Consider the following 18,420-nt stretch of genomic DNA (forward strand, 5'->3'; position numbering starts at 1 on the left):
ACGGACGGGTGGTGTCCGAACAGCGCAAGACCCCTGGCCGAGGGCAGCCAGGGGTCGTTCCGTTTCGACTCATGCGTACGCAAGTCGCCGTGGTGTCGAGACGTCTGCGGTACCGGGTGCTGCGACCGGGGGGTCAGCAGTCGAGCTGTTCCGTCGCCCGGTGTTGGTGCGCGTCCTGCGTCTCGGCTTCCGTGTCGTCGAGGTGGCGGTGCCGGCAGCCGGGGGTCCTTCCGTGGGCCTCGGCCCGGATCCGCTGCTTCATCGTGGGGGGCAGGGCCCTGGCTTGGGACCAGAGCCAGTGGTTCATCGCCGGGATCACCGGGGCCGTGCGATGCGCTGCGGCGGGGACGGGCTTCTCGGTCTGCGGTGCCGCCGCGGCCGTGGTGGCGGTGGTGGCGGTGACGAGTCCGAGCGCCGTGAACAGCGCGAGGAAGGCGGTGACGATGGCGGTCCACAGCTTCATGACCTTGTTGTTGGTCATGGCCCCTCACTTTCGGGTTGGGCGATTTGCGTACTTTCCTCATGATGTGTATGTGGGCCGGGATGTGGTGGACCGACGCCCGCGGCGCGTCGAACTTCAGATGAACACCACTCGGATGGGTGCAAGAAGGTCGTAAAACCCTCAAAAGCTGGTGAGAGCGAACGAAGGGGGAGCAGCGCAACGGTGTGTGGAGGTGTGATCACCCTCCGATCGGAAGGTGCGCCGACCTGGTCTATTGCGCTGCCGGAGGCGGGAGTTGGGGGCCGACGCGGGTCACCGACCGATATCGGTCGGTGTGTATAGTCGGGCGGCAGAGGTCCCCTACGTCAACGAAAGACGAGGTCGCGCGGTGAAGAAGCTGCTCCTGGTCGCACTGGCCGCCATCGGCGGTCTCCTCGTGTACCGCCAGATTCAGGCGGATCGCGCCGAGCAGGACCTGTGGACGGAGGCGACCGACTCCGTGCCCGCGGGTTCCTGACTCCCGACACCCATACTGAGCAAGCCCCGGCCGCCGTGTGCGGCCGGGGCTTTTGCGTTGCCCGGCGGTCGCCTCGCATGACCCGTCCGGGTGCGCGGTGCGCACGGTGCGCTTCGTGTTGCCGGGTTCCGGAGTGTGGTGTACGCGTTCCCGGGCGGGGCGGACTTTTCGGGCGGCTGCTGGGCGCGTGCCTGCGACTGTTTCGGACGGCCGCACGAAATCCACGGATGGCCCAAGCACACCCGGGGCAGGATGGGCGACGGCTGGATACGGCCGGCCACTGCCGGACACGGGCGGGAGCGGAGCGACGGGGGGTGTCACGTGCGGGGGCGAGGGCGTACGACGCGAGGGCGTGTCGCACGGGTCCGGGAGGGACGGACCGTGGGGTCGGTCGTCGGGTGTGCCGTGGGGTCGGCCGTCGGGTCGGTCGTGGGGTGGACCGTGGCGCGGGCCGTGCGGTGGGCTGCGGCTCGTGCTCGTGCCGCGCTCCTGGGGGCCGTCGCCCTGTGTGCCGTGGCCGCGCTGCCGGGCGCGACCGCCGTCGCCGGCACGGCCGGGCAGGAGACGTACGCCTTCGCGCCGGACGCCCGTCCCGTCACCGGCACGACCGGGACCGCGGGCGCTCCCCGGCTGGAGCCCGGCCGGACCTACCGCGGCTCCCTGCCCGGGAGCGGCGTGCTGTACTACCGCCTCGACCTCGACGCCTCCGACACGGCCTACGTCCCCGTCACCGCCGTACCCCCGGCCGGCACCCCCGTCTCCGCCACCGACGGCGTCCGCGTGTCGGTCCAGGACGCCCGCGGCACCCCTTGTTCCTACGGTTCCGCGTTCTTCGGCGCGGGTCTCAGCGCGCGTCCGGTCACCGCCCTGGGACAGCGCGAGACCGGCAGGACGCTGTGCCGGGGCGCGGGCACCTACTACCTGCGTGTCGAACGCCGGGACGCCGAGGTGTCGGCCGCCGCGCCCCCCGCGCCGCGCTGGGACCTGGAGATCACGCCCGTCACGGAGCCGGGACCGGCGAAGGCCGGGGCCACCACGCCGCCGGGAGCCTGGGACTCCGCGTCCCCGGAGCCGCTCGCCGGTGAACCCCGGGACCGCTCGGGCGGCACCGGCTTCGCCACGGCGCGCGCGCTCGGCCAGGGCGTCTGGAGCACCCGGATCGCCCCCGGCCAGACCCTCTTCTACAAGGTGCCCGTCGACTGGGGCCGCCGACTCCAGGCCACCGCCGAACTGGCCGGCGCCCCCGGGCACGGCTATGTCGGCGGCGCCCTGAACCTGACCCTCCACAACCCCGTCCGCGGCTACGTCGACGCCGCCTCCCTCGGCTACACCGGCGCCCCGAAGAGCGCCTCCCTCGACCCCGTGCCGCCCGTGGAGTACGCCAACCGGTACGCGGCCGTCGCCCGGGTCGGCGCCGTCCGGTTCGCGGGCGAGTACTACCTGGTCCTGCATCTGAGTTCGCAGATGAGCGGCACGTTCGGGCAGGGGCCGTTCGGGGTGACGCTGCGTGTCCGCCTCGACGGGCAGGCCCACGCCGGTCCGGACTACGCCGGGTCACCCGTGCCCGGCGACGTGTTCACGATCTCGGCACGCGACCGTGCGGAGGCGCTCACCGGAGGCGTGGGCGGCATCGGAGGCGTGGGAAGCGCCGGCGGCTACGGCGGTGCCGGGAGCGTGGACGGCTCCGATGGCGGCGGTACGACGATGACGGCGCTCGCGGTCGGCGGCATCGGCACCGGTACCGCGCTGCTCCTGCTCCTCGCCGTGTGGACGCTGACGGCCCGCCGCACTCAGACGCGGGCCAGCGCCCAGAAGCCCACGGCGTAGCAGGCCAGCGCGAGCAGCAGCACCGGGATCGCGACCTTGGCCGGCGGCCCGGGACGCCGGCTCTTCCGGCGCGCTCGGCGTCCCCGGCGGGCGGGTGCCGGCCGGGGCGTCGGCAGGGGCGGTGGAGCCTGGGCCGGGTACGCGGCGGTGGGGGTGTGCGGCGGTGCCGGGGGCGTGGGGGTGGGTGTGACGGTGGGTGTGGGTGTGACGGTGGGTGTGGGTGTGGGTGTGACGGTGGCGGGGTGCCATGAGGTGGGAGTGGGGACGTGGGGAGGCATGTCCGGGAACGGGGCGACCCGGTCCGGAGCCGGAGGCACGTCCAGCACGGGCGTCACGTCCGCGGGCGGCGTCATCTCCGGCCGCGGAGGCGGGAGATGGAAGCTTCCGGTGTCCGACATGGAGGGGGTCGGAGGCGTCGGAGGCGTCGGGAGGCGTTCCTCTTGCGCGCCCGTGCGCGGATCGTGGGACGAACCACCGGCCCCCGCAACCGAGTTCGCGGTGAAGTCCGAACCCGCGGCCGGGGGCTCGCGCACTCCGGAGGCCCGCTTGAGTGGGCCGTCCGGGCTGAACCCCGAGGGCAGTGGCCCGAGTTGGTCGAAGATCTCGATCGGCTCATGGTCCTGGCCGGGAGCCGGCAGGAGTTCCGCGGCGGAGGCGAGCGCCTTGCGCGCCCCCGTGGCGGTGCGGAAGCGGGCCGCCGGATCGGGCTGGAGCAGCGTGGCGACGACCTGCCAGAGCGGCTCGGGGATGCCCTTGGGCGCACCGGGCGTCCCGTGTTCCATGAAGTACTGCATGAGGGCCTTGGCGTCGGGCTTGGCCCCTTCGAGCAGATAGAGCGCGACCAGGCCCACGGCGAACAGGTCGGAGGGGAAGTCCGGTTCGGCCCCCAGCATCTGCTCGGGCGCCAGGTATCCGGGCGTGCCCACCACCAGGTTGGTCTCCGTCAGCCGCACCTCGCCGAGCCGCATGGCGATGCCGAAGTCGGACAGCCTGAGCCGGGGCCGGCCGGTGCCGGTGGCTTCCAGCAGCACGTTGGCCGGTTTGACGTCGCGGTGGACGACACCCTCGGCGTGCACCGCGGCGAGTCCGGACAGGAGCTGGTCGAGGAGGGTGCAGACGAAGGACGCGGGCAGCGGGCCGTAGTCGTTGACGAGGTGGACCAGTGAGCCGCCGGCGACCAGGTCCATGGTGAACAGGACCTGGTCGTCGTCGGCGGCCCAGCTGGCCGGGGCCAGCACATGGGGATGGTCGATGCGCAGGGCCTGCTCCCGCACGAAGCGAAGGAGCGCGTGGGCGTCACGCTGCTGGAGCACCTTGGCGGCGACGTACCGCTTACGGCGGTGGTCCCACGCACGCCAGACGGCGCCCACACCGCCCCGCCCGATCGGGTCGGCCAGCTCGTACCGGCCGGCGAAGACCTCACCCATGGCAGTCCGCCGCTCCTCCCCCGGCCCGACCCGCTCCGGCCCGACGCTTCTGCGGTCCCCTTGTTTCCCTTGCTGTCTGTGCTGTCCTTGCCGCTTTCGCTCCCCCGGTTGCTGCTTCCCCCTGGATGCTGCTTCCCCCCGAAACGAGAGGTGACCCCCGATGAGTGATACGACCCCGCGCCCCCGGCGCTTCGCCCCCCGAACCGCCGCCTCGGCCCGGTCCCGGACCCCTCCGGAACCGGGCCGTGCGGTCAGTTCTGGTGGGACTGGTAGTGCGCGACCGCGTCGGAGGTACGGCCGGCGCCGTAGACCCGGAGGAACTCTGCCAGCTCGGGGTGGCTTCCGGCGAGCGTGTCGGCGGCGTCGATGATGTCGCCGGCGGCGGCCACGGAGCGCAGCAGCGACTGGATCTCGCGCACCACCCGCTTGACCGTCGGAGCCCCCGAAGTGTTCGTCGTATGCGTGGTGTTGCTGAGCACCGAGCCCCCCTGAGACTTCTTGATCTCGTCCATCCGCTCGATGGCCTCGGCCGCGCTGACACTGCCGTCAGCGGCCTGCGCCGCCAGCTCCTGCAGCAACTGCACCCGCTGGACCACCGCGGGATTGCCGATCTTGGCCCGCTGACCGCTCATCAGCTGGGACAGCATCGGAGCGGACAGTCCGAGGACCGCCGCGAGCCGGGCCTGGTTGAGCCCGAGATCGTCTATGAGCTTACGGAAGAGCGCCCCCAGTGGCTCTCCGTACCAGTTCCGCTGCAGTTCCCGCGCTCTCGCGGTCGCTTCCTGCTGTGCGGCGTCCATTGCGTCTCCCCATCGCTTCCCCAGAAAAACCACGGTTCGCTGCCGCGAACCACGTCGAGCATCTTACGGAGCGTGGTCATCCGCGGGGACCCCCAATCTTTTTGCGGGATACCGGGGGTGACCCGGTACTCTGGGTCTGCGGCGCCGCCGGAGACATCACTTCTCCGGCCGGTTGCGTCTGTGCGGGGCCTTAGCTCAGTTGGTAGAGCGCCGTCTTTGCATGGCGGATGTCAGGGGTTCGACTCCCCTAGGCTCCACTCGATGAGACCCCCTCTGACCTGCGGAAACGTGGATCGGAGGGGGTCTTTCGCCGCTTCTGGTGGCGGACTCGGGGTGAAGGTTCCGTTGTGGACCGGCGCCGCAAGGAGGCGATGTTCGGGCCTTTCGCCCCCTCGCCCGCGTCGAACGCCTCACCGGCATCAAGGGTGATATGTGCGTTAAGTGCAAAAAGGATGTTCCGGGCAATATGGTCCCCTGGTTCGGACCACGCGGGTCGAGGCCGGACCCGACAGGCGTGCCGACCCGACCGCCGGGTGCCGGCGCCGTCGGTCCAGGTCGGTCCACGTCGGTCCACACCCTGCTGACCTGCGGAACTACCCACGATGAGAGGCCTGCTGACGCTTGGTCACATTCGTTGACATCGGCCGGATGATGAGGTCATATTCAGCTCCATCTTCCAGGGTGAGACGAGGGCAAGCGATGGACCAGGCACCCCGTAATTCAACGATGCGCGAGCCCCGTTTCCGCGTTGGCGTCTTCTGCGGGTCTCTTCGTGGAGCGGACCCCCACTACATGCAGATGGCGACGGAGTTCGGCGCCGCTCTGGCTCGGAACAAGGCGGAGCTGGTCTACGGCGGTGGCAGCGCGGGCCTGATGGGGGCCGTGGCCGCGGCGGCTCGTACGGGCAGAGCCCCGGTCATAGGGGTCACACCCGGGGAGCTGTTCGACGTCGAGCAATCGGATGTCGAGAGCGGTGAACTCATAGTCGTTCCATCGATGCATGAGCGCAAAGCGAAGATGTACGAGCTTTCGGACGCATTCGCAGTACTGCCCGGCGGGTTCGGTACTTTGGACGAGCTTATGGAAATAGTGACCTGGAGGAGGCTCGGGCTGCACCAGAAACCGGTGGTCGTCGTCAATGTGCGCGGATTTTTTGATGTACTGACCGATTTCCTTTCCGTGGCGGCAAAGGAAGGCTTTCTGGATTCCTCGTACAAAGAATCCATCCAGATCGCCGGGGGCGTCGATGAGGCGTTCGACATGCTTTTGGCCCTCCGAGCGTGACCGTCGGCCTGGGCAAGGCTCGCTGAAGAAGACCTCGGCGCGGGCGGTGGCCTGGTCGGGCCAGGTGCCGATTGCCCCTTCGGGCAGACTTCGGAAGGTCTCCGCGGCGGCGTTGTCGAAGGATGATCCGGTGCGTACGCGGCTCAGTCGTAGCCCCAGCTCACGCACGAGGCACCGGAACTGGGTCGAACCGCCTGCCCTTGATGCCGCTTCTTCTGGAACCTCAGATTCCAGTCGCCAAGTGTTCATGCTCAAGGTGAAGGTTCAGTCAAGCAGATGGTCAGATCTTCTGGACAGGCGGGCGGGGGCCGGTGAATCATTCCGGCCATGACATCAGTGCCTCAAGTCTCATCTGTCACGGCGGAACCGCACGTCTCGTCCGAGTTGCTGGAGTTCTATGGAAACACCATCGACGAGTCGGAACGCCTGACCTCAAGCGCTGATGGATTGCTCGAACTCCTCCGGACCCAGGAGATCCTGAGACGCTATTTGCCCTCCGGCCGGGCAAGAGTGCTGGATGTCGGCGGAGGACCAGGAACGCATGCCCGTTGGCTGGTAAAGGACGGTCATTTCGTTCACGTCGTCGATCCCGTCCCACGCCATGTGAGCCATGCGGCCACCACTGGAGCGACAGTCGAAATAGGAGACGCTCGCAACCTCACGGCCCCTGACCACTCATACGACGTGGTCCTTCTGCTCGGGCCTCTCTACCACCTGCCCGAGCGGGCCGAGCGTGACCGGGCGCTGGCCGAAGCCCTGCGTGTCGTCAAGCCCGGCGGTCTCATAGCGGCTGCGGCGGTCGGGAGGTACGCCACGCTGTTCGAGCATGTCGCCACGACGCGGCTCGACAAGGAGATCGTCCGCGACACCGTGCGTGAGCGGCTCAGGACCGGCTTCCACGAGCCGGGGAGCAAGGGCTTCAGCACCGTCTACTTCCACACCCCGCAAGAACTGGCCGAGGAACTGACGCAAGCCGGGCTTGATGACGTCCAACTGCACAACGTCGAGGGTCCGGCGTGGGCCGTGCTCAAGGGAACGGAACAATACACCCAGGGAACGATAGGGAACTCGCCTCTGTTCCGGGCCGCTTTGGAGGCCGCGCGGCTCGCAGACGCGCATCCCGCTCTTCTCTGTACAGCCTCGCACCTTCTCGCTGTCGGTAGAGCTCCTCACGCATTGACGTGACGCACTTGGGTGGCCGGGGTCGGGTTTCACGTGAAACACCCTGGGGCGGACGACCCGCACGCGTCGTCCGCCCCAGGGCTCGGTCGCCTCACCTGTCGTCGTCGCGGTCGGTGGGCTCCTCCTCGTCCTGCTTCGCCTGGACCTCGGGGTCCAGCACCGAGGGGCCCTTGCCGTCCACCGAGCTGAGCCGGCCCGACTCCGGGACCTCCGTCGCGGCGGGCGGCTCCACCAGCCAGTCCGGGTTGGCCTGCTTGTCCCACCACTTCCAGGCGGCGACGGCACCCGCCGCCAGCACGCCCAGAACCGCCAGGTACTTCACGGCACGACCGGCCCGGCACCGGCGCTGATTGCGCCGGGCCAGCTTCTGGATGTCCTGTGCCGAGACATTGCCGCGCAGCGCGGCAAGCGCGGCGGCACCGCGCGCGGCGGCCTCGTCGGCCACCGGACCGGCGGCCGCCACCGCCTGCTCGATCTTCGGACGCGAGTACTCGGCCGCCTGCCGGGCGGCACGACGGGTCAGGACGGCCGCCTCCTGCGCGGCCTCGTCCACCTTCGGCGGCACATGCGCACGAGCCTGCTCCAGGGCCAGCTCCAGACGCGGGGCGAGGCGGGCGTCGTAGTGCACGCGGGCCTGTTCCGCCGCCTGCGACACCACGGGCGCGAGCCGTACGCGGGCCTCCTGCGCGTAGTACGCGGCACGCTCCTTGGCCGTGTCGGCGTAAGGTGCCACCACTTCCGCGGCGTGCAGCACGCTGTCCTTCGCCGAACCGGTCGCGGCGCGCACGCTCTCGATGCGGGTCACGGGATCCTCCTCCTCGGTGGCGTACGATATTTCGACTTTCCACCCTTTTACGGATCATGCCTTCCCGAGGCCCATGAGGCATGCGTGAGCGGGCATACGGGTGCCGATCGCTGCGTAAGCGATGCAATCCGGGCAAGACAAGCCTGTTGACGACACTGCCACGAATCACCGCGGCGCGCTCCCCGCCCGCCGGAACTCATGGCCGGTCCGGCGACGCCGACGCCGGTCCGTGCGAGGATCGGGACACCCCGGAAAGACAACGGAAGGCAGAACGTGGCCGAGCAGCTTTACGCCACCCTGAAGACCAACCACGGCGACATCGACATCCGGCTCTTCCCCCACCACACGCCGGTGACCGTGAGGAACTTCGTGGAACTCGCCGAGGGGCGCCGTGAGTGGAAACACCCGGGAACCGGCGCGGTCACCCAGGACAAGCTGTACGACGGCACGATCTTCCACCGGGTCATCAGCGGCTTCATGATCCAGGGCGGCGACCCGCTCGGCAACGGCATCGGCGGCCCCGGCTACGACTTCGCGGACGAGTTCCACCCCGACCTGAACTTCGGCAAGCCCTACCTGCTCGCCATGGCCAACGCCGGCCCCGGCACCAACGGCTCGCAGTTCTTCATCACGCTCTCCCCGACCACCTGGCTCAACCGTAAGCACACGATCTTCGGCGAGGTCGCCGACGAGGCCGGCCGGCGCGTCGTCGACGCCATCGCCGCCCTCCCCACCGGCGGCAACGACAAGCCGGTGAACGACGTCGTCATCGAGTCGGTCGTCGTGGAGAAGCGCGACAGCTGAGCCCGGCAGGGAACAAAATGCCCCGCTCGTCCGTAAGGATGAGCGGGACGGGGTAATGCCGGGAGACATCCCGAGACGAACAGGGGATCTCATGGAGCAGGCCGCAGGCAGTGCACAGGACGACGCCCGGAGCCTGCCCGGGTGCTACCGGCACCCGGACCGCGAGACCGGCGTGCGCTGCACCCGCTGTGAACGCCCGGTCTGCCCCGAGTGCATGGTCAGCGCCTCCGTCGGCTTCCAGTGCCCGGACTGCGTCCGCGGCGACGCGGGCACGGGCCATCCGCCGGCCGCGTCCCGGCCCCGCACGATCGCCGGAGGCACGAAGGCGGCCGACCCCCGGCTGGTCACCAAGATCCTCATCGGGATCAACATCGCCCTCTTCCTGGTCCAGCAGAGCGTGGGCGACACCTTCACCAACCGGTTCGACCTGATCGGCCACGCCTACGCGTACCCCCTCTCCGGAGTGCAGGGCATCGCCGAAGGCCAGTACTACCGCCTGCTGACCTCGATGTTCCTGCACGGCGGGATCGTCCACATCCTGTTCAACATGCTCAGCCTGTGGTGGATCGGCGGCCCCCTGGAAGCCGCGCTCGGCCGCGCCCGCTATCTCGCGCTCTACTTCGTCTCCGGCCTGGCCGGTGGCGCGCTCACCTATCTGATCGCCGCGCCCAACCAGCCCTCGTACGGTGCCTCCGGCGCGATCTTCGGCCTCTTCGGCGCCACCGCCGTCCTCATGCGCCGCCTCAACTACGACATGCGCCCGGTCATCGCCCTGCTGGTGGTCAACCTGGTCATCACCTTCGGCGTGCCGAACATCGCCTGGGAGGCCCACATCGGCGGTCTCGTCGCCGGTGTCGCCGTCGGCTACGCGATGGTCCACGCCCCGCGCGAGAAGCGGACCCTGATCCAGTACGGCGCCTGCGCCCTGGTGCTCGCCGTCGTGGTGGTGCTCACGCTGGTCAGGACCGCTCAGCTCACCTGATACCGAACCGTTGTCCACAGTTCGTGCCGGATCTTGTGCATAGCGTGTGGGTACAGCTGTGCCCCCTGTCGCTCGGATGGGTTTCCGCAGGTCAGGCAGGGGGCGCAGGAGTGTTCGAGGCCGGTAGGGCAGTCACACCGGCGTCAACCGCCGATGAGTTATCCACAGATCGTAGTCTTTTCCCCAGGGGGGTGTGGACGAAGCTCATCCTGTGGATAACTCAGCGACGAGGCCTTGGGCAGAGCCCGCGGGTGTGCGCTACTTCCACTGCGTGGAGACACCGAAGCCGGCGGCGATGAAGCCGAAGCCGACCACGATGTTCCAGTTGTCCAGGCTGTCGATCGGCAGCGAACCGTCGGTCACGTAGAAGACCACGATCCAGGCAAGACCGATGACGAACATGGCCAGCATGACCGGAGCGACCCAGGCACGGTTGTCGAGCTTGAGCGCCTGCGTCTGCTTCGCGGGCGGCGGCGTGAAATCGGCCTTCTTGCGGATACGTGACTTCGGCACGAGGGTCTCTCCTGTCGATGCGCTGCGTGGCCGCGCAGGTAACTGGGTCGGGCTCGGGGCAGCGTACAAGGGGACAGATAAGGGCACACTCAGTGCTCCCCCGGGCGTCCGTTAGCGTAGTGCTTCCGCGGCGCCGAAGGAGATAAGGGTACGTTGAGCAATTCTGCCGACTCCCCCGCGACGGGAGCAACGGGTTCCGGTTCCGCGCGCGGCCCGCACCAGCGGCCGGTGCGGTCCGTGCGGCCTGTGCGGATCCTGACCGCCGCCGTCTTCGCCCTCGCGGGGCTCATCTTCTTCACCAGCTTCGACACGGCCAAGGGCACCGACATCCGCCAGGACGGCTCCCTGCTCAAGCTGTCCGACCTGATCCAGGAGCGCAGCCACAAGAACAAGGAGCTGGACGAGGGCAACGGCACACTGCGCGGCAACGTCGACGCGCTCGCCGAGAGCGACGACGGCAGCACCAAGGCCCAGGACGAGCGGATCAGCGGCCTGGAGAAGAGCGCGGGAACCCAGAAGGTCACCGGTGACGCGGTCACGGTCACCCTCAACGACGCCCCGCCGAACGCCACCGCCAAGCTCCCCGGCTACCCCGAGCCGCAGCCCGACTACCTGGTCATCCACCAGCAGGACCTGCAAGCCGTGGTCAACGCCCTATGGCAGGGCGGGGCCAAGGGGGTCAAGGTCATGGACCAGCGGCTGATCTCCACCAGCGCCGTGCGCTGCGTCGGCAACACCCTGATCCTCCAGGGCCGGGTGTACTCGCCGCCATACAAGATCACCGCGGTCGGGGACCCGGACAGGCTGAAGCAGTCGCTCGCGGCGAGCAAGGCGATCCAGACCTACATGGTCTACGTGAACGTCTACGGCCTCGGCTGGAAAGTCGTCGACGACGGGACGGTGACTCTCCCCGGCTACTCGGGCACAGTGGATCTGCACTACGCGAAGCCTGTGCGGTAGCGCGAAGCCCGTGCGGCAGCGCGAAACCTGTGCAGTGGCGCGTAGCCGTGTGCGGCAGCGCGAAGCCCGTGCAGGAGCCGTCCGTCCAGGAGCCGCCGGTGCGCGTGATCGTCAGGACCGTCAGCGAACTGTGCATCACCGTCGGGGCCCTGATCGTGCTCTTCGTCGTCTACGTGCTGTTCTGGACCGGTGTGCGGGCCGACGGCGCCATGAGCGACCAGATCGACCAGCTGCACCGGCGGTGGTCGACGGGGAGCCTCGCCCCGGCGGGCGGCGGAGCGACGGCCGCCGGGAGCGCGCCGAAGCCGCCGGTGTCGTACCACTACGGCCGCCCCTTCGCGATCATGTACATCCCGCGGCTCGGACCCGGCTGGAACAAGCCGGTCCTGGAGGGCACCGGCACCGACGTCCTGGCGAAGGGCCTGGCCCACTACGCGGGGACCGCGCGGCTCGGCCAGGAGGGCAACTTCGCGGTCGCCGGACACCGGCGCACCTACGGCGACCCCTTCAAGGACTTCCCGCGGCTGCGGCCCGGCGACGCGGTGGTGCTCACGGACGGTACGAACTGGTTCACGTATCGGATCGACAAAGGGCCCTACAAAACCGTTCCGGCGGACATCGAGGTGATCGACCCTGTCCCACGTAAGTCCGGGTACACCCGTCCGGGCCGGTATCTCACGCTGACCACGTGCGATCCGGAGTGGGGACACAGCCACCGGCTGATCGTCTGGGCGCATCTGGACTCCACCCGGCCCGTGGAGTCAGGCCAACCAGCGGCGCTGCGCCGTTAGTCTGGTGCGGGTACGGCGTGAGTCAGGTGCCGTGGAGGAACGGAAGGGACGGCATGTACGGCTGGATCTGGCGGCATCTGCCGGGGAACGCGTGGGTCAAGGCACTGATCTCACTCGTACTCGCCCTGGCCGTGGTCTATGTCCTCTTCCAGTACGTGTTCCCGTGGGCCGAGCCACTGCTGCCCTTCAACGATGTGACGGTGGACAACCAGTGAGTACTGCACGGATTCTCGTCGTCGACAACTACGACAGCTTCGTCTTCAACCTCGTCCAGTACCTGTACCAGCTGGGTGCCGAGTGCGAGGTGCTGCGCAACGACGAGGTGTCGACGGCGCATGCGCAGGACGGTTTCGACGGGGTGCTGCTGTCGCCCGGACCCGGTACGCCGGAGGAGGCGGGCATCTGCGTGGACATGGTCCGCCACTGCGCCGCCACGGGCGTCCCGGTGTTCGGCGTGTGCCTCGGCATGCAGTCGATGCAGGTGGCGTACGGCGGTGTGGTGGACCGGGCGCCCGAGCTGCTGCACGGCAAGACCTCGCTCGTGGAGCACGGGGGCAGGGGCGTCTTCGCGGGCCTCCCCTCACCCTTCACGGCGACCCGGTACCACTCCCTGGCCGCCGAACCGGACACCGTGCCGGCCGAGCTGGAGGTCACGGCGCGCACCGAGGACGGGATCGTCATGGGCCTGCGCCACCGTGAACTCCCGGTCGAGGGCGTGCAGTTCCACCCCGAGTCGGTGCTGACCGAGCACGGGCACCGGATGCTGGCCAACTGGCTGGTGGAGTGCGGTGACAGGGACGCCGTGGCGAGGTCGGCGGGGCTCGCCCCGGTGGTGGGCAGGGCCTCGGCGTGACCTCGCTGCGCCCCGAGCGCGAGGACGTGTACGGCGAGGCGCCCTACGAGTCCTCCGGGCACGCCTCGCTCGCGGGCGCGGACGATCCTCCGACGGCGCGGTTGCCTCACCTGGACGGTCAGGCGACCGCGCCGCCGCCGTACGGCGGCCCGCACACGCCGCACACGCCGCATGAGCCGCATGACCCGTACGACGGCCGGGCCGGTGCGCACCGGGCCGCTGCCGACGACGAGACCGTCGCGCTGCGGACCGCCCCTGCCGGCGACGAGACCGTGGCGCTGCGGATCCCCGCTTCCGACGACGAGACGGTGGCGCTGCGCATCCCCGGTCCGCTGCCGGGGCCCGAGAACGGCTTCCTGGGCGCCTCTGCGACCTCTTCCGCCCCATCGCCACCCGAACCCGCACCCGGTGGCCGTGCGGCCCGCAGAAAGGCCGCCAGGCGCGGCGGTGGCCGCCACGGCGGAGGCGGCCGGGAGGGCACCCCGCAGTCGGAGACCGGGAGCGTATCCGGTGGCGAGCCCGGGAGCGCGTCCGGTGGCGAGCCGGGAAGGCCGCTGTCCCGGGTCGAGGCCAGGCGCCAGGCGCGGCTGCGCAAGCCGAGCCCCTCGGTCGTCGCGAGCCGCGCGATCGGCGAGGTGTTCATCACCACCGGCGTGCTGATGCTGCTGTTCGTCACCTACCAGCTGTGGTGGACGAACGTGCGCGCGCACGCGCAGGCAGGCCAGGAGACCAGCAGCCTCCAGCACGACTGGGAGAGCGGCAAGCGGGCCCCCGGGGCGTTCGAGCCGGGGCAGGGCTTCGCCCTCCTGCACATCCCCAAACTGGACGTGCTGGCGCCGATCGCGGAGGGCGTCAGCAACAAGAGGGTGCTCGACAAGGGCATGGTCGGGCACTACGGCGAGGCCCCGCTGAAGACGGCGATGCCGGACGCGAGGACGGGCAACTTCGGGCTGGCCGCGCACCGCAACACGCACGGTGAACCGTTCCGGTACATCAACAGGCTCATCAAGGGCGACGCGGTCGTGGTCGAGACCCAGAACACGTACTTCGTGTACAAGGTGACCTCGATGCTTCCGGTGACCTCGCCGTCCAACACCAGTGTGCTGAATCCGGTTCCGCCGGGGTCCGGCTTCACCGGGCCGGGCCGGTACATCACACTCACGACCTGTACACCGGAGTTCACGAGCAAGTACCGGCTGATCGTCTGGGGCAAGATGGTCGAGGAACGCCCGCGCAGCAAGGGCAAGCCGGACGCGCTCATCGAGTGATCGAGTAGGGGCAGAGGGAACTGTGGCAGCGACCGCCGACGACACCGAAGACCACACGGACGCGTCCCGCACGGCGCCGCCCGCCGCCGGCCGCCGCGGGCCCGGCCGGATCGCCCGTGCGGTCAGCGTGTTCGGTGAACTCCTCATCACGGCGGGCCTGGTGCTCGGCCTGTTCGTCGTCTACTCCCTGTGGTGGACCAACGTGATAGCGGACCGCAACGCGGACCGGCAGGGCGACAAGGTCCGCGATCACTGGGCCCACCCCGCCGACACGGGCCCCGGCGCGCTGGACACCAAGGACGGCATCGGCTTCCTGCACGTGCCGGCCATGAAGAACGGCGCGGTCCTGGTCGAGAAGGGGACCTCCACGGACGTCCTCAACGACGGCGTGGCCGGCTACTACACCGACCCGGTCAAGGCGGCCCTCCCCATGACCGGCAAGAAGGGCAACTTCACGCTCGCCGCCCACCGTGACGGCCACGGCGCGAAGTTCCACAACATCGACAAGCTGCAGGACGGCGACCCGATCGTCTTCGAGACCAAGGACGACTGGTACGTCTACAAGGTCTTCTCGATCCTCCCCGAGACCTCGAAGTACAACGTCAAGGTCCTCTCCCAGATCCCGAAGGAGGCCGGCCGCACCAAGCCGGGCCACTTCATCACGCTGACGACGTGCACGCCGGTGTACACCAGCCGCTACCGGTACGTGGTCTGGGGCGAACTGGTCCGCGTGGACAAGGTCGACGGCAAGCGGACGCCGCCGAAGGAGTTGCGTTAGCGTGACGTGCTCTCACGCCTAGCATGAGCTGGGCCCGAAGCCGCAACTTGCTCTTGCGGCTTCGGGCCCTTTCAGCGCCGTGCGGGTGCTACTTCAGGGCCGTGAGCATGTCGCCCGCACTCCACTTCTCCACCAGCCCGCGGTGTACGACGGTGATGCCGGCCTCCTCCGCGATGCTCAGGGCGTCGGGGGTGAAGCGGCAGGTCGCGACGTAGACGGCCACGTCTGAGGCGTACAGGACCTTTGCGGCCCCGACGAACCTCTGGACCTCTGGGCTGGTGATGTGCAGGTGGGGCGCGAACCTCTTGCACTGGACGACGAGGCGTCGGCCGTCGGCCGTGAGCGCGGTGATGTCGACGCCTCGATCTCCGTGGCGGCCCAGCACATAGACGTTGGTGCAGCCGTCGCGCTGCAGGAGCTTGGCGATGTGATGCTCGAACTCGCGGCCGGTCATGGCATCCATTGCGGCCATGACTCCGGCGAGGGGGCGATTCTCGCGGGGGCTCTCGAGCCTTCGGAGGCGGGCGTGGTGTTGTTGGAGCCGCCTCTCGATGTGCTGGACGCCTGTGCGGAGCGCGATCAGTTCCCGACGGTGCTCGCCCGAGGTCTCGATCAGGGCGTTGAACATCGGGACGACTGTCTTGCCGAGGATGTGGGTGATGCGCTGGTCGATGCGGTCGTCGAGGGAGACCGGGGCTGTGGGGACGGGGTTATCCACAGGCTGTGTGCGCGCCAGGTACTCCATGTCCAGCAGGTACACACGCACCTGACGTGCGACTTCGCTGTCCCGGAGGAGCATGGCGATGTTGAGGATGGCGCGGCGCGAGTAGATGGTGAGGCTCCGGCGCGCCTGTGGATGACTGCCCAGCGAGAGTGACACGTTGTCACTCTCGAATTGCCGCAGGTCAGCCCCTCGCAGCACCAGCATCCCGTTGGCCTCCAGCTCTTCGCGGTGGCGCTTGGTGAGCTGACGGACAACCTCGACGGTGACCTCGAAGTAGGCCGCCACCATCGCCGTCGTCACGTGCATCCCGTCCGGCAGCAGTGACAGCGCCTTCACCCGGTCCAGCACGTCCGTGCGCTCCAGGACGCTGTCACGCAGGGTCTTGGACTCCAGCAGAGCCGTCTGGTCGATCATGTTCTGCCCCTTCACTCGTCTCGTGGCCGTATGGCCGGGGCAGAGACTCCGATTCCCCACCCCATCCGATCAACGAGTCGCGACATATGAAGACACGATCGGCAAGGGCACTACAGTGCGATCACGGTGGAAAGCGTGAAGGTGAAGAAGGACGCCCCGATCGCCTTCGAGACACGGAGTGACCGGTGCGTCCGCAACATCTACTCGATCTCTCAGAGACCTCGAAGGCCAACGTCAAGGTCCTCTCGGCGGTCCCGATGGGGTCTGGTAAGAACAAGCCGGGCCACTACCCTGAGGACCTACGCGCCCGTGTTCACTTCGGAGTACCGGTATGTGGTCTGAGACGAGTTGGTCCGGGTGGAGACGGTGGACAGCAAGGGCACGCTGGCGAAAGAACTGGGGTGCCTGTTGAGCCGGCACGGAGCGCGGTGCCGGTGTTGCCACCGGTCCGTTTCTCCGTGCTGCTTGCCGAACCCGGCGTGCCCGTCTCTGAGTACCGGGCTTTCCACGGACTCTTCCGTTCAGGCGTGGTTGAGGAGACCAGGGGGGCGGAGATCGTGTCGCCTCTGTAGCAGTAGTGGGTGACCGTCACCGCTTGGAGGTTGGATAGTTCAATCCCGCCTACTGAGGGCCTTTGCCACTGGCCGCGTACGGACTTCCCCTGGTCAACGTGGCGCCTCCGTCCGGCGCACCTTGAGTGCCGCGTGAGAGCGCTGTGCGGTGTCGAGGCTCCCTGCTGCGGCTGACTGTATGTCAGCCGCAGTGCACGGGGCCAAACTGCGCACCGGCGTTTACGCCGTTGTGTTCGCGTGCCCCAGAGACCAAGATGCAGTGGCCAGCTGCGGGAATGGACACCGGCCCTGCGTAGTACGCGAAGTAGCCACTGTCGATGTCGGAAGTGATAAAGCTGCTGGTGCAGCTGGAGAGTGTCGTCCCCGAGCACTCAGCGAGGTACACCATGGTGCGCTCGGAGGTTCCGTAACCGCCGGCAGAGGTGGCTACGTTTACCGCGCAGTTTCTACCTGTCGAGGAGTCGTAGAACAGGTGGATCGTCCCGTACTGGGTTCCTCCGTTGGTCTTTACCGGGTAGGTGTCGATTTCCGATCCGGCACAGCCGTACGTCCCAGCGCTTGCCGCAGGCGCGAGTATCACTCCTGACGCGATAACTGCGGCGGTCGTCGCGAGTATTCCTAGTGCCTTGCGCATCGTTCTCTCCTTGATCGGGTGAATGGCGGAAGATCATGATCCGCGGCTACTGCATCAGGTAGCTCCTCAGCTTGCAAGTGTCCAGGCAAAGCTGATCGCACGTCACTTGTCGGCTTTTCAAGGGGCGTTACGCTGGGCAGGACCAGTAAGAGCCTTTCATCCGTGTCATATTTTGAGGTGTATGGGCGGGGCGGCTATCGAGCCTCCGGAAGCTGCGAACTCGTCTGTCCGTCTCATCCGAGGTTGCGCCCTGAAGTTCGTCTGGTTCGAAAAGGTCACGGAAACGCCTGAAGGGCGACGGAACGACAATTTCCGGTGTGGTCCATGATCACGCTACGGCGTCACGTCGTGAAAAGGCGCTGGGTGGTGGATGGATCATGATGCACAGGCGTCTCGCCCGCGACTACGAGGCCCTCACCGCCAGCTCCGATGCCATGATCCACGTCGCGTCCATCGACAACCTCGCCAAGCGCATAACGGACGAGACCACGCCAACCCGGCGAGGAACCTACTAGGGCATAAGCGGCAATCCGCTTAGATCAAACGCCCTCTCAGGTATCCGAGGCGCTCCGCTTCCGTGTCCTTTGCGCGGCGCGCGGGCGATCCTGACGACCGTCTGCCCGACGGAAACGTGAAGTCCCCCAACGCCAGCGCTTGAGTTCTAGCGATCGTCGCAACACCCCAGCTCAAGGGGTGCGATGTTCGAGATCCGCGAGACCCGGACGGTGGCTCAGGGCCGTAGAAAGCTGACCCGTGAGCGGGAGGAATACTTCCGGCTCGTGCAGCAAGGCGTGAGTTACGCGGAGGCAGCCAAGGCCGTCGGCATCAACCTCCGCACGGGAA

19 protein-coding genes, 1 tRNA gene and 1 pseudogene are annotated in these 18,420 nt (G+C 68.4%); 14 read left to right on the forward strand and 7 right to left on the reverse strand.

The features are described from left to right. Window positions 1-133: 133 nt before the first annotated feature. Complete coding sequence (locus ACGFYV_RS11840) at window positions 134-481, reverse strand: DUF6344 domain-containing protein (protein ID WP_393878198.1); 348 nt, start codon at window positions 479-481, stop codon at window positions 134-136. A 349-nt stretch (window positions 482-830) separates the two neighbouring features. Between ACGFYV_RS11840 and ACGFYV_RS11845 the strand changes: the two genes are divergently transcribed. Together ACGFYV_RS11845 and ACGFYV_RS11850 are read left to right on the forward strand one after the other, a co-directional pair. Then, complete coding sequence (locus ACGFYV_RS11845) at window positions 831-959, forward strand: DLW-39 family protein (RefSeq protein ID WP_010467770.1); 129 nt, start codon at window positions 831-833, stop codon at window positions 957-959. A gap of 453 nt (window positions 960-1,412) precedes the next feature. After that, entirely contained in the window at window positions 1,413-2,786 is a 1,374-nt protein-coding gene (locus ACGFYV_RS11850; protein WP_393878223.1) for a hypothetical protein, read from the forward strand. On the opposite strand, the gene ACGFYV_RS11855 is transcribed toward ACGFYV_RS11850, so the two are convergent. Together ACGFYV_RS11855 and ACGFYV_RS11860 are read right to left on the reverse strand one after the other, a co-directional pair. Next, the gene (locus tag ACGFYV_RS11855; protein WP_393878199.1) at window positions 2,750-4,213 is read right to left on the reverse strand and encodes a serine/threonine-protein kinase; all 1,464 of its coding nucleotides are present in this window, start codon (window positions 4,211-4,213) and stop codon (window positions 2,750-2,752) included. The genes ACGFYV_RS11850 and ACGFYV_RS11855 overlap by 37 nt on opposite strands. A gap of 251 nt (window positions 4,214-4,464) precedes the next feature. Next, complete coding sequence (locus ACGFYV_RS11860; RefSeq protein ID WP_393878200.1) at window positions 4,465-5,013, reverse strand: helix-turn-helix domain-containing protein; 549 nt, start codon at window positions 5,011-5,013, stop codon at window positions 4,465-4,467. Between the two features lie 184 nt (window positions 5,014-5,197). Here ACGFYV_RS11860 and ACGFYV_RS11865 point away from each other — a divergent pair. From ACGFYV_RS11865 to ACGFYV_RS11875, 3 genes are all read left to right on the forward strand, one after another. Continuing rightward, a tRNA-Ala gene (locus ACGFYV_RS11865) sits at window positions 5,198-5,270 on the forward strand. A 469-nt stretch (window positions 5,271-5,739) separates the two neighbouring features. Next, window positions 5,740-6,297, forward strand: coding sequence for a TIGR00730 family Rossman fold protein (locus ACGFYV_RS11870; protein ID WP_393878201.1), 558 nt, complete (start codon window positions 5,740-5,742; stop codon window positions 6,295-6,297). Between the two features lie 327 nt (window positions 6,298-6,624). After that, window positions 6,625-7,482, forward strand: a complete 858-nt coding sequence (locus ACGFYV_RS11875; protein WP_393878202.1) for a class I SAM-dependent methyltransferase — start codon at window positions 6,625-6,627, stop codon at window positions 7,480-7,482. Window positions 7,483-7,570: 88 nt separating this feature from the next. Here ACGFYV_RS11875 and ACGFYV_RS11880 read toward each other — a convergent pair whose 3' ends face one another. Continuing rightward, window positions 7,571-8,284: a DUF5324 family protein gene (locus tag ACGFYV_RS11880; protein WP_393878203.1), complete on the reverse strand. Its 714-nt coding sequence runs from the start codon at window positions 8,282-8,284 to the stop codon at window positions 7,571-7,573. Window positions 8,285-8,557: 273 nt separating this feature from the next. Between ACGFYV_RS11880 and ACGFYV_RS11885 the strand changes: the two genes are divergently transcribed. Both ACGFYV_RS11885 and ACGFYV_RS11890 read left to right on the forward strand, forming a co-directional pair. Then, on the forward strand, window positions 8,558-9,088 hold the full coding sequence (locus ACGFYV_RS11885; RefSeq protein ID WP_393878204.1) for a peptidylprolyl isomerase: 531 nt from the start codon (window positions 8,558-8,560) through the stop codon (window positions 9,086-9,088). Between the two features lie 91 nt (window positions 9,089-9,179). Further along, entirely contained in the window at window positions 9,180-10,070 is an 891-nt protein-coding gene (locus ACGFYV_RS11890) for a rhomboid family intramembrane serine protease (RefSeq protein WP_393878205.1), read from the forward strand. A 258-nt stretch (window positions 10,071-10,328) separates the two neighbouring features. Here the strand turns inward: ACGFYV_RS11890 and crgA are convergent, their stop codons facing one another. Next, window positions 10,329-10,583: a cell division protein CrgA gene (crgA, locus tag ACGFYV_RS11895; protein WP_393878206.1), complete on the reverse strand. Its 255-nt coding sequence runs from the start codon at window positions 10,581-10,583 to the stop codon at window positions 10,329-10,331. Window positions 10,584-10,736: 153 nt separating this feature from the next. On the opposite strand from crgA, the gene ACGFYV_RS11900 reads away from it, so the two are divergent. The 6 genes from ACGFYV_RS11900 (at window position 10,737) to ACGFYV_RS11925 (ending at window position 15,233) form a co-directional block, all read left to right on the forward strand. Then, window positions 10,737-11,543 carry a DUF881 domain-containing protein gene (locus ACGFYV_RS11900; protein WP_393878207.1) on the forward strand — a complete coding sequence of 269 codons (807 nt, stop codon included), beginning with the start codon at window positions 10,737-10,739 and terminating at the stop codon, window positions 11,541-11,543. A 98-nt stretch (window positions 11,544-11,641) separates the two neighbouring features. After that, the gene (locus tag ACGFYV_RS11905) at window positions 11,642-12,334 is read left to right on the forward strand and encodes a class E sortase (protein ID WP_393878208.1); all 693 of its coding nucleotides are present in this window, start codon (window positions 11,642-11,644) and stop codon (window positions 12,332-12,334) included. A gap of 53 nt (window positions 12,335-12,387) precedes the next feature. Then, window positions 12,388-12,549 (forward strand): hypothetical protein, encoded by a 162-nt coding sequence (locus ACGFYV_RS11910; RefSeq protein ID WP_190203072.1) that lies wholly within the window; start codon window positions 12,388-12,390, stop codon window positions 12,547-12,549. Further along, window positions 12,546-13,187, forward strand: coding sequence for an aminodeoxychorismate/anthranilate synthase component II (locus tag ACGFYV_RS11915; protein WP_393878209.1), 642 nt, complete (start codon window positions 12,546-12,548; stop codon window positions 13,185-13,187). Before ACGFYV_RS11910 ends, ACGFYV_RS11915 begins: the two co-directional genes overlap by 4 nt. Further along, window positions 13,184-14,455: a class E sortase gene (locus ACGFYV_RS11920; RefSeq protein ID WP_393878210.1), complete on the forward strand. Its 1,272-nt coding sequence runs from the start codon at window positions 13,184-13,186 to the stop codon at window positions 14,453-14,455. Before ACGFYV_RS11915 ends, ACGFYV_RS11920 begins: the two co-directional genes overlap by 4 nt. A 22-nt stretch (window positions 14,456-14,477) precedes the next feature. Further along, on the forward strand, window positions 14,478-15,233 hold the full coding sequence (locus ACGFYV_RS11925; protein WP_393878211.1) for a class E sortase: 756 nt from the start codon (window positions 14,478-14,480) through the stop codon (window positions 15,231-15,233). 88 nt (window positions 15,234-15,321) lie between these two features. Here the strand turns inward: ACGFYV_RS11925 and ACGFYV_RS11930 are convergent, their stop codons facing one another. Together ACGFYV_RS11930 and ACGFYV_RS11935 are read right to left on the reverse strand one after the other, a co-directional pair. Beyond that, window positions 15,322-16,371, reverse strand: coding sequence for a restriction endonuclease (locus ACGFYV_RS11930; protein ID WP_393878212.1), 1,050 nt, complete (start codon window positions 16,369-16,371; stop codon window positions 15,322-15,324). Window positions 16,372-17,124: 753 nt separating this feature from the next. Further along, window positions 17,125-17,577: a hypothetical protein gene (locus tag ACGFYV_RS11935; protein WP_393878213.1), complete on the reverse strand. Its 453-nt coding sequence runs from the start codon at window positions 17,575-17,577 to the stop codon at window positions 17,125-17,127. Window positions 17,578-17,919: 342 nt separating this feature from the next. On the opposite strand from ACGFYV_RS11935, the pseudogene ACGFYV_RS11940 reads away from it, so the two are divergent. Next, window positions 17,920-18,092, forward strand: a pseudogene (locus tag ACGFYV_RS11940) (IS5/IS1182 family transposase); the annotation flags it as partial. Window positions 18,093-18,420: the final 328 nt, after the last annotated feature.

Source organism: Streptomyces sp. NPDC048297 (genome assembly GCF_043201585.1).
Classification (GTDB): domain Bacteria; phylum Actinomycetota; class Actinomycetes; order Streptomycetales; family Streptomycetaceae; genus Streptomyces.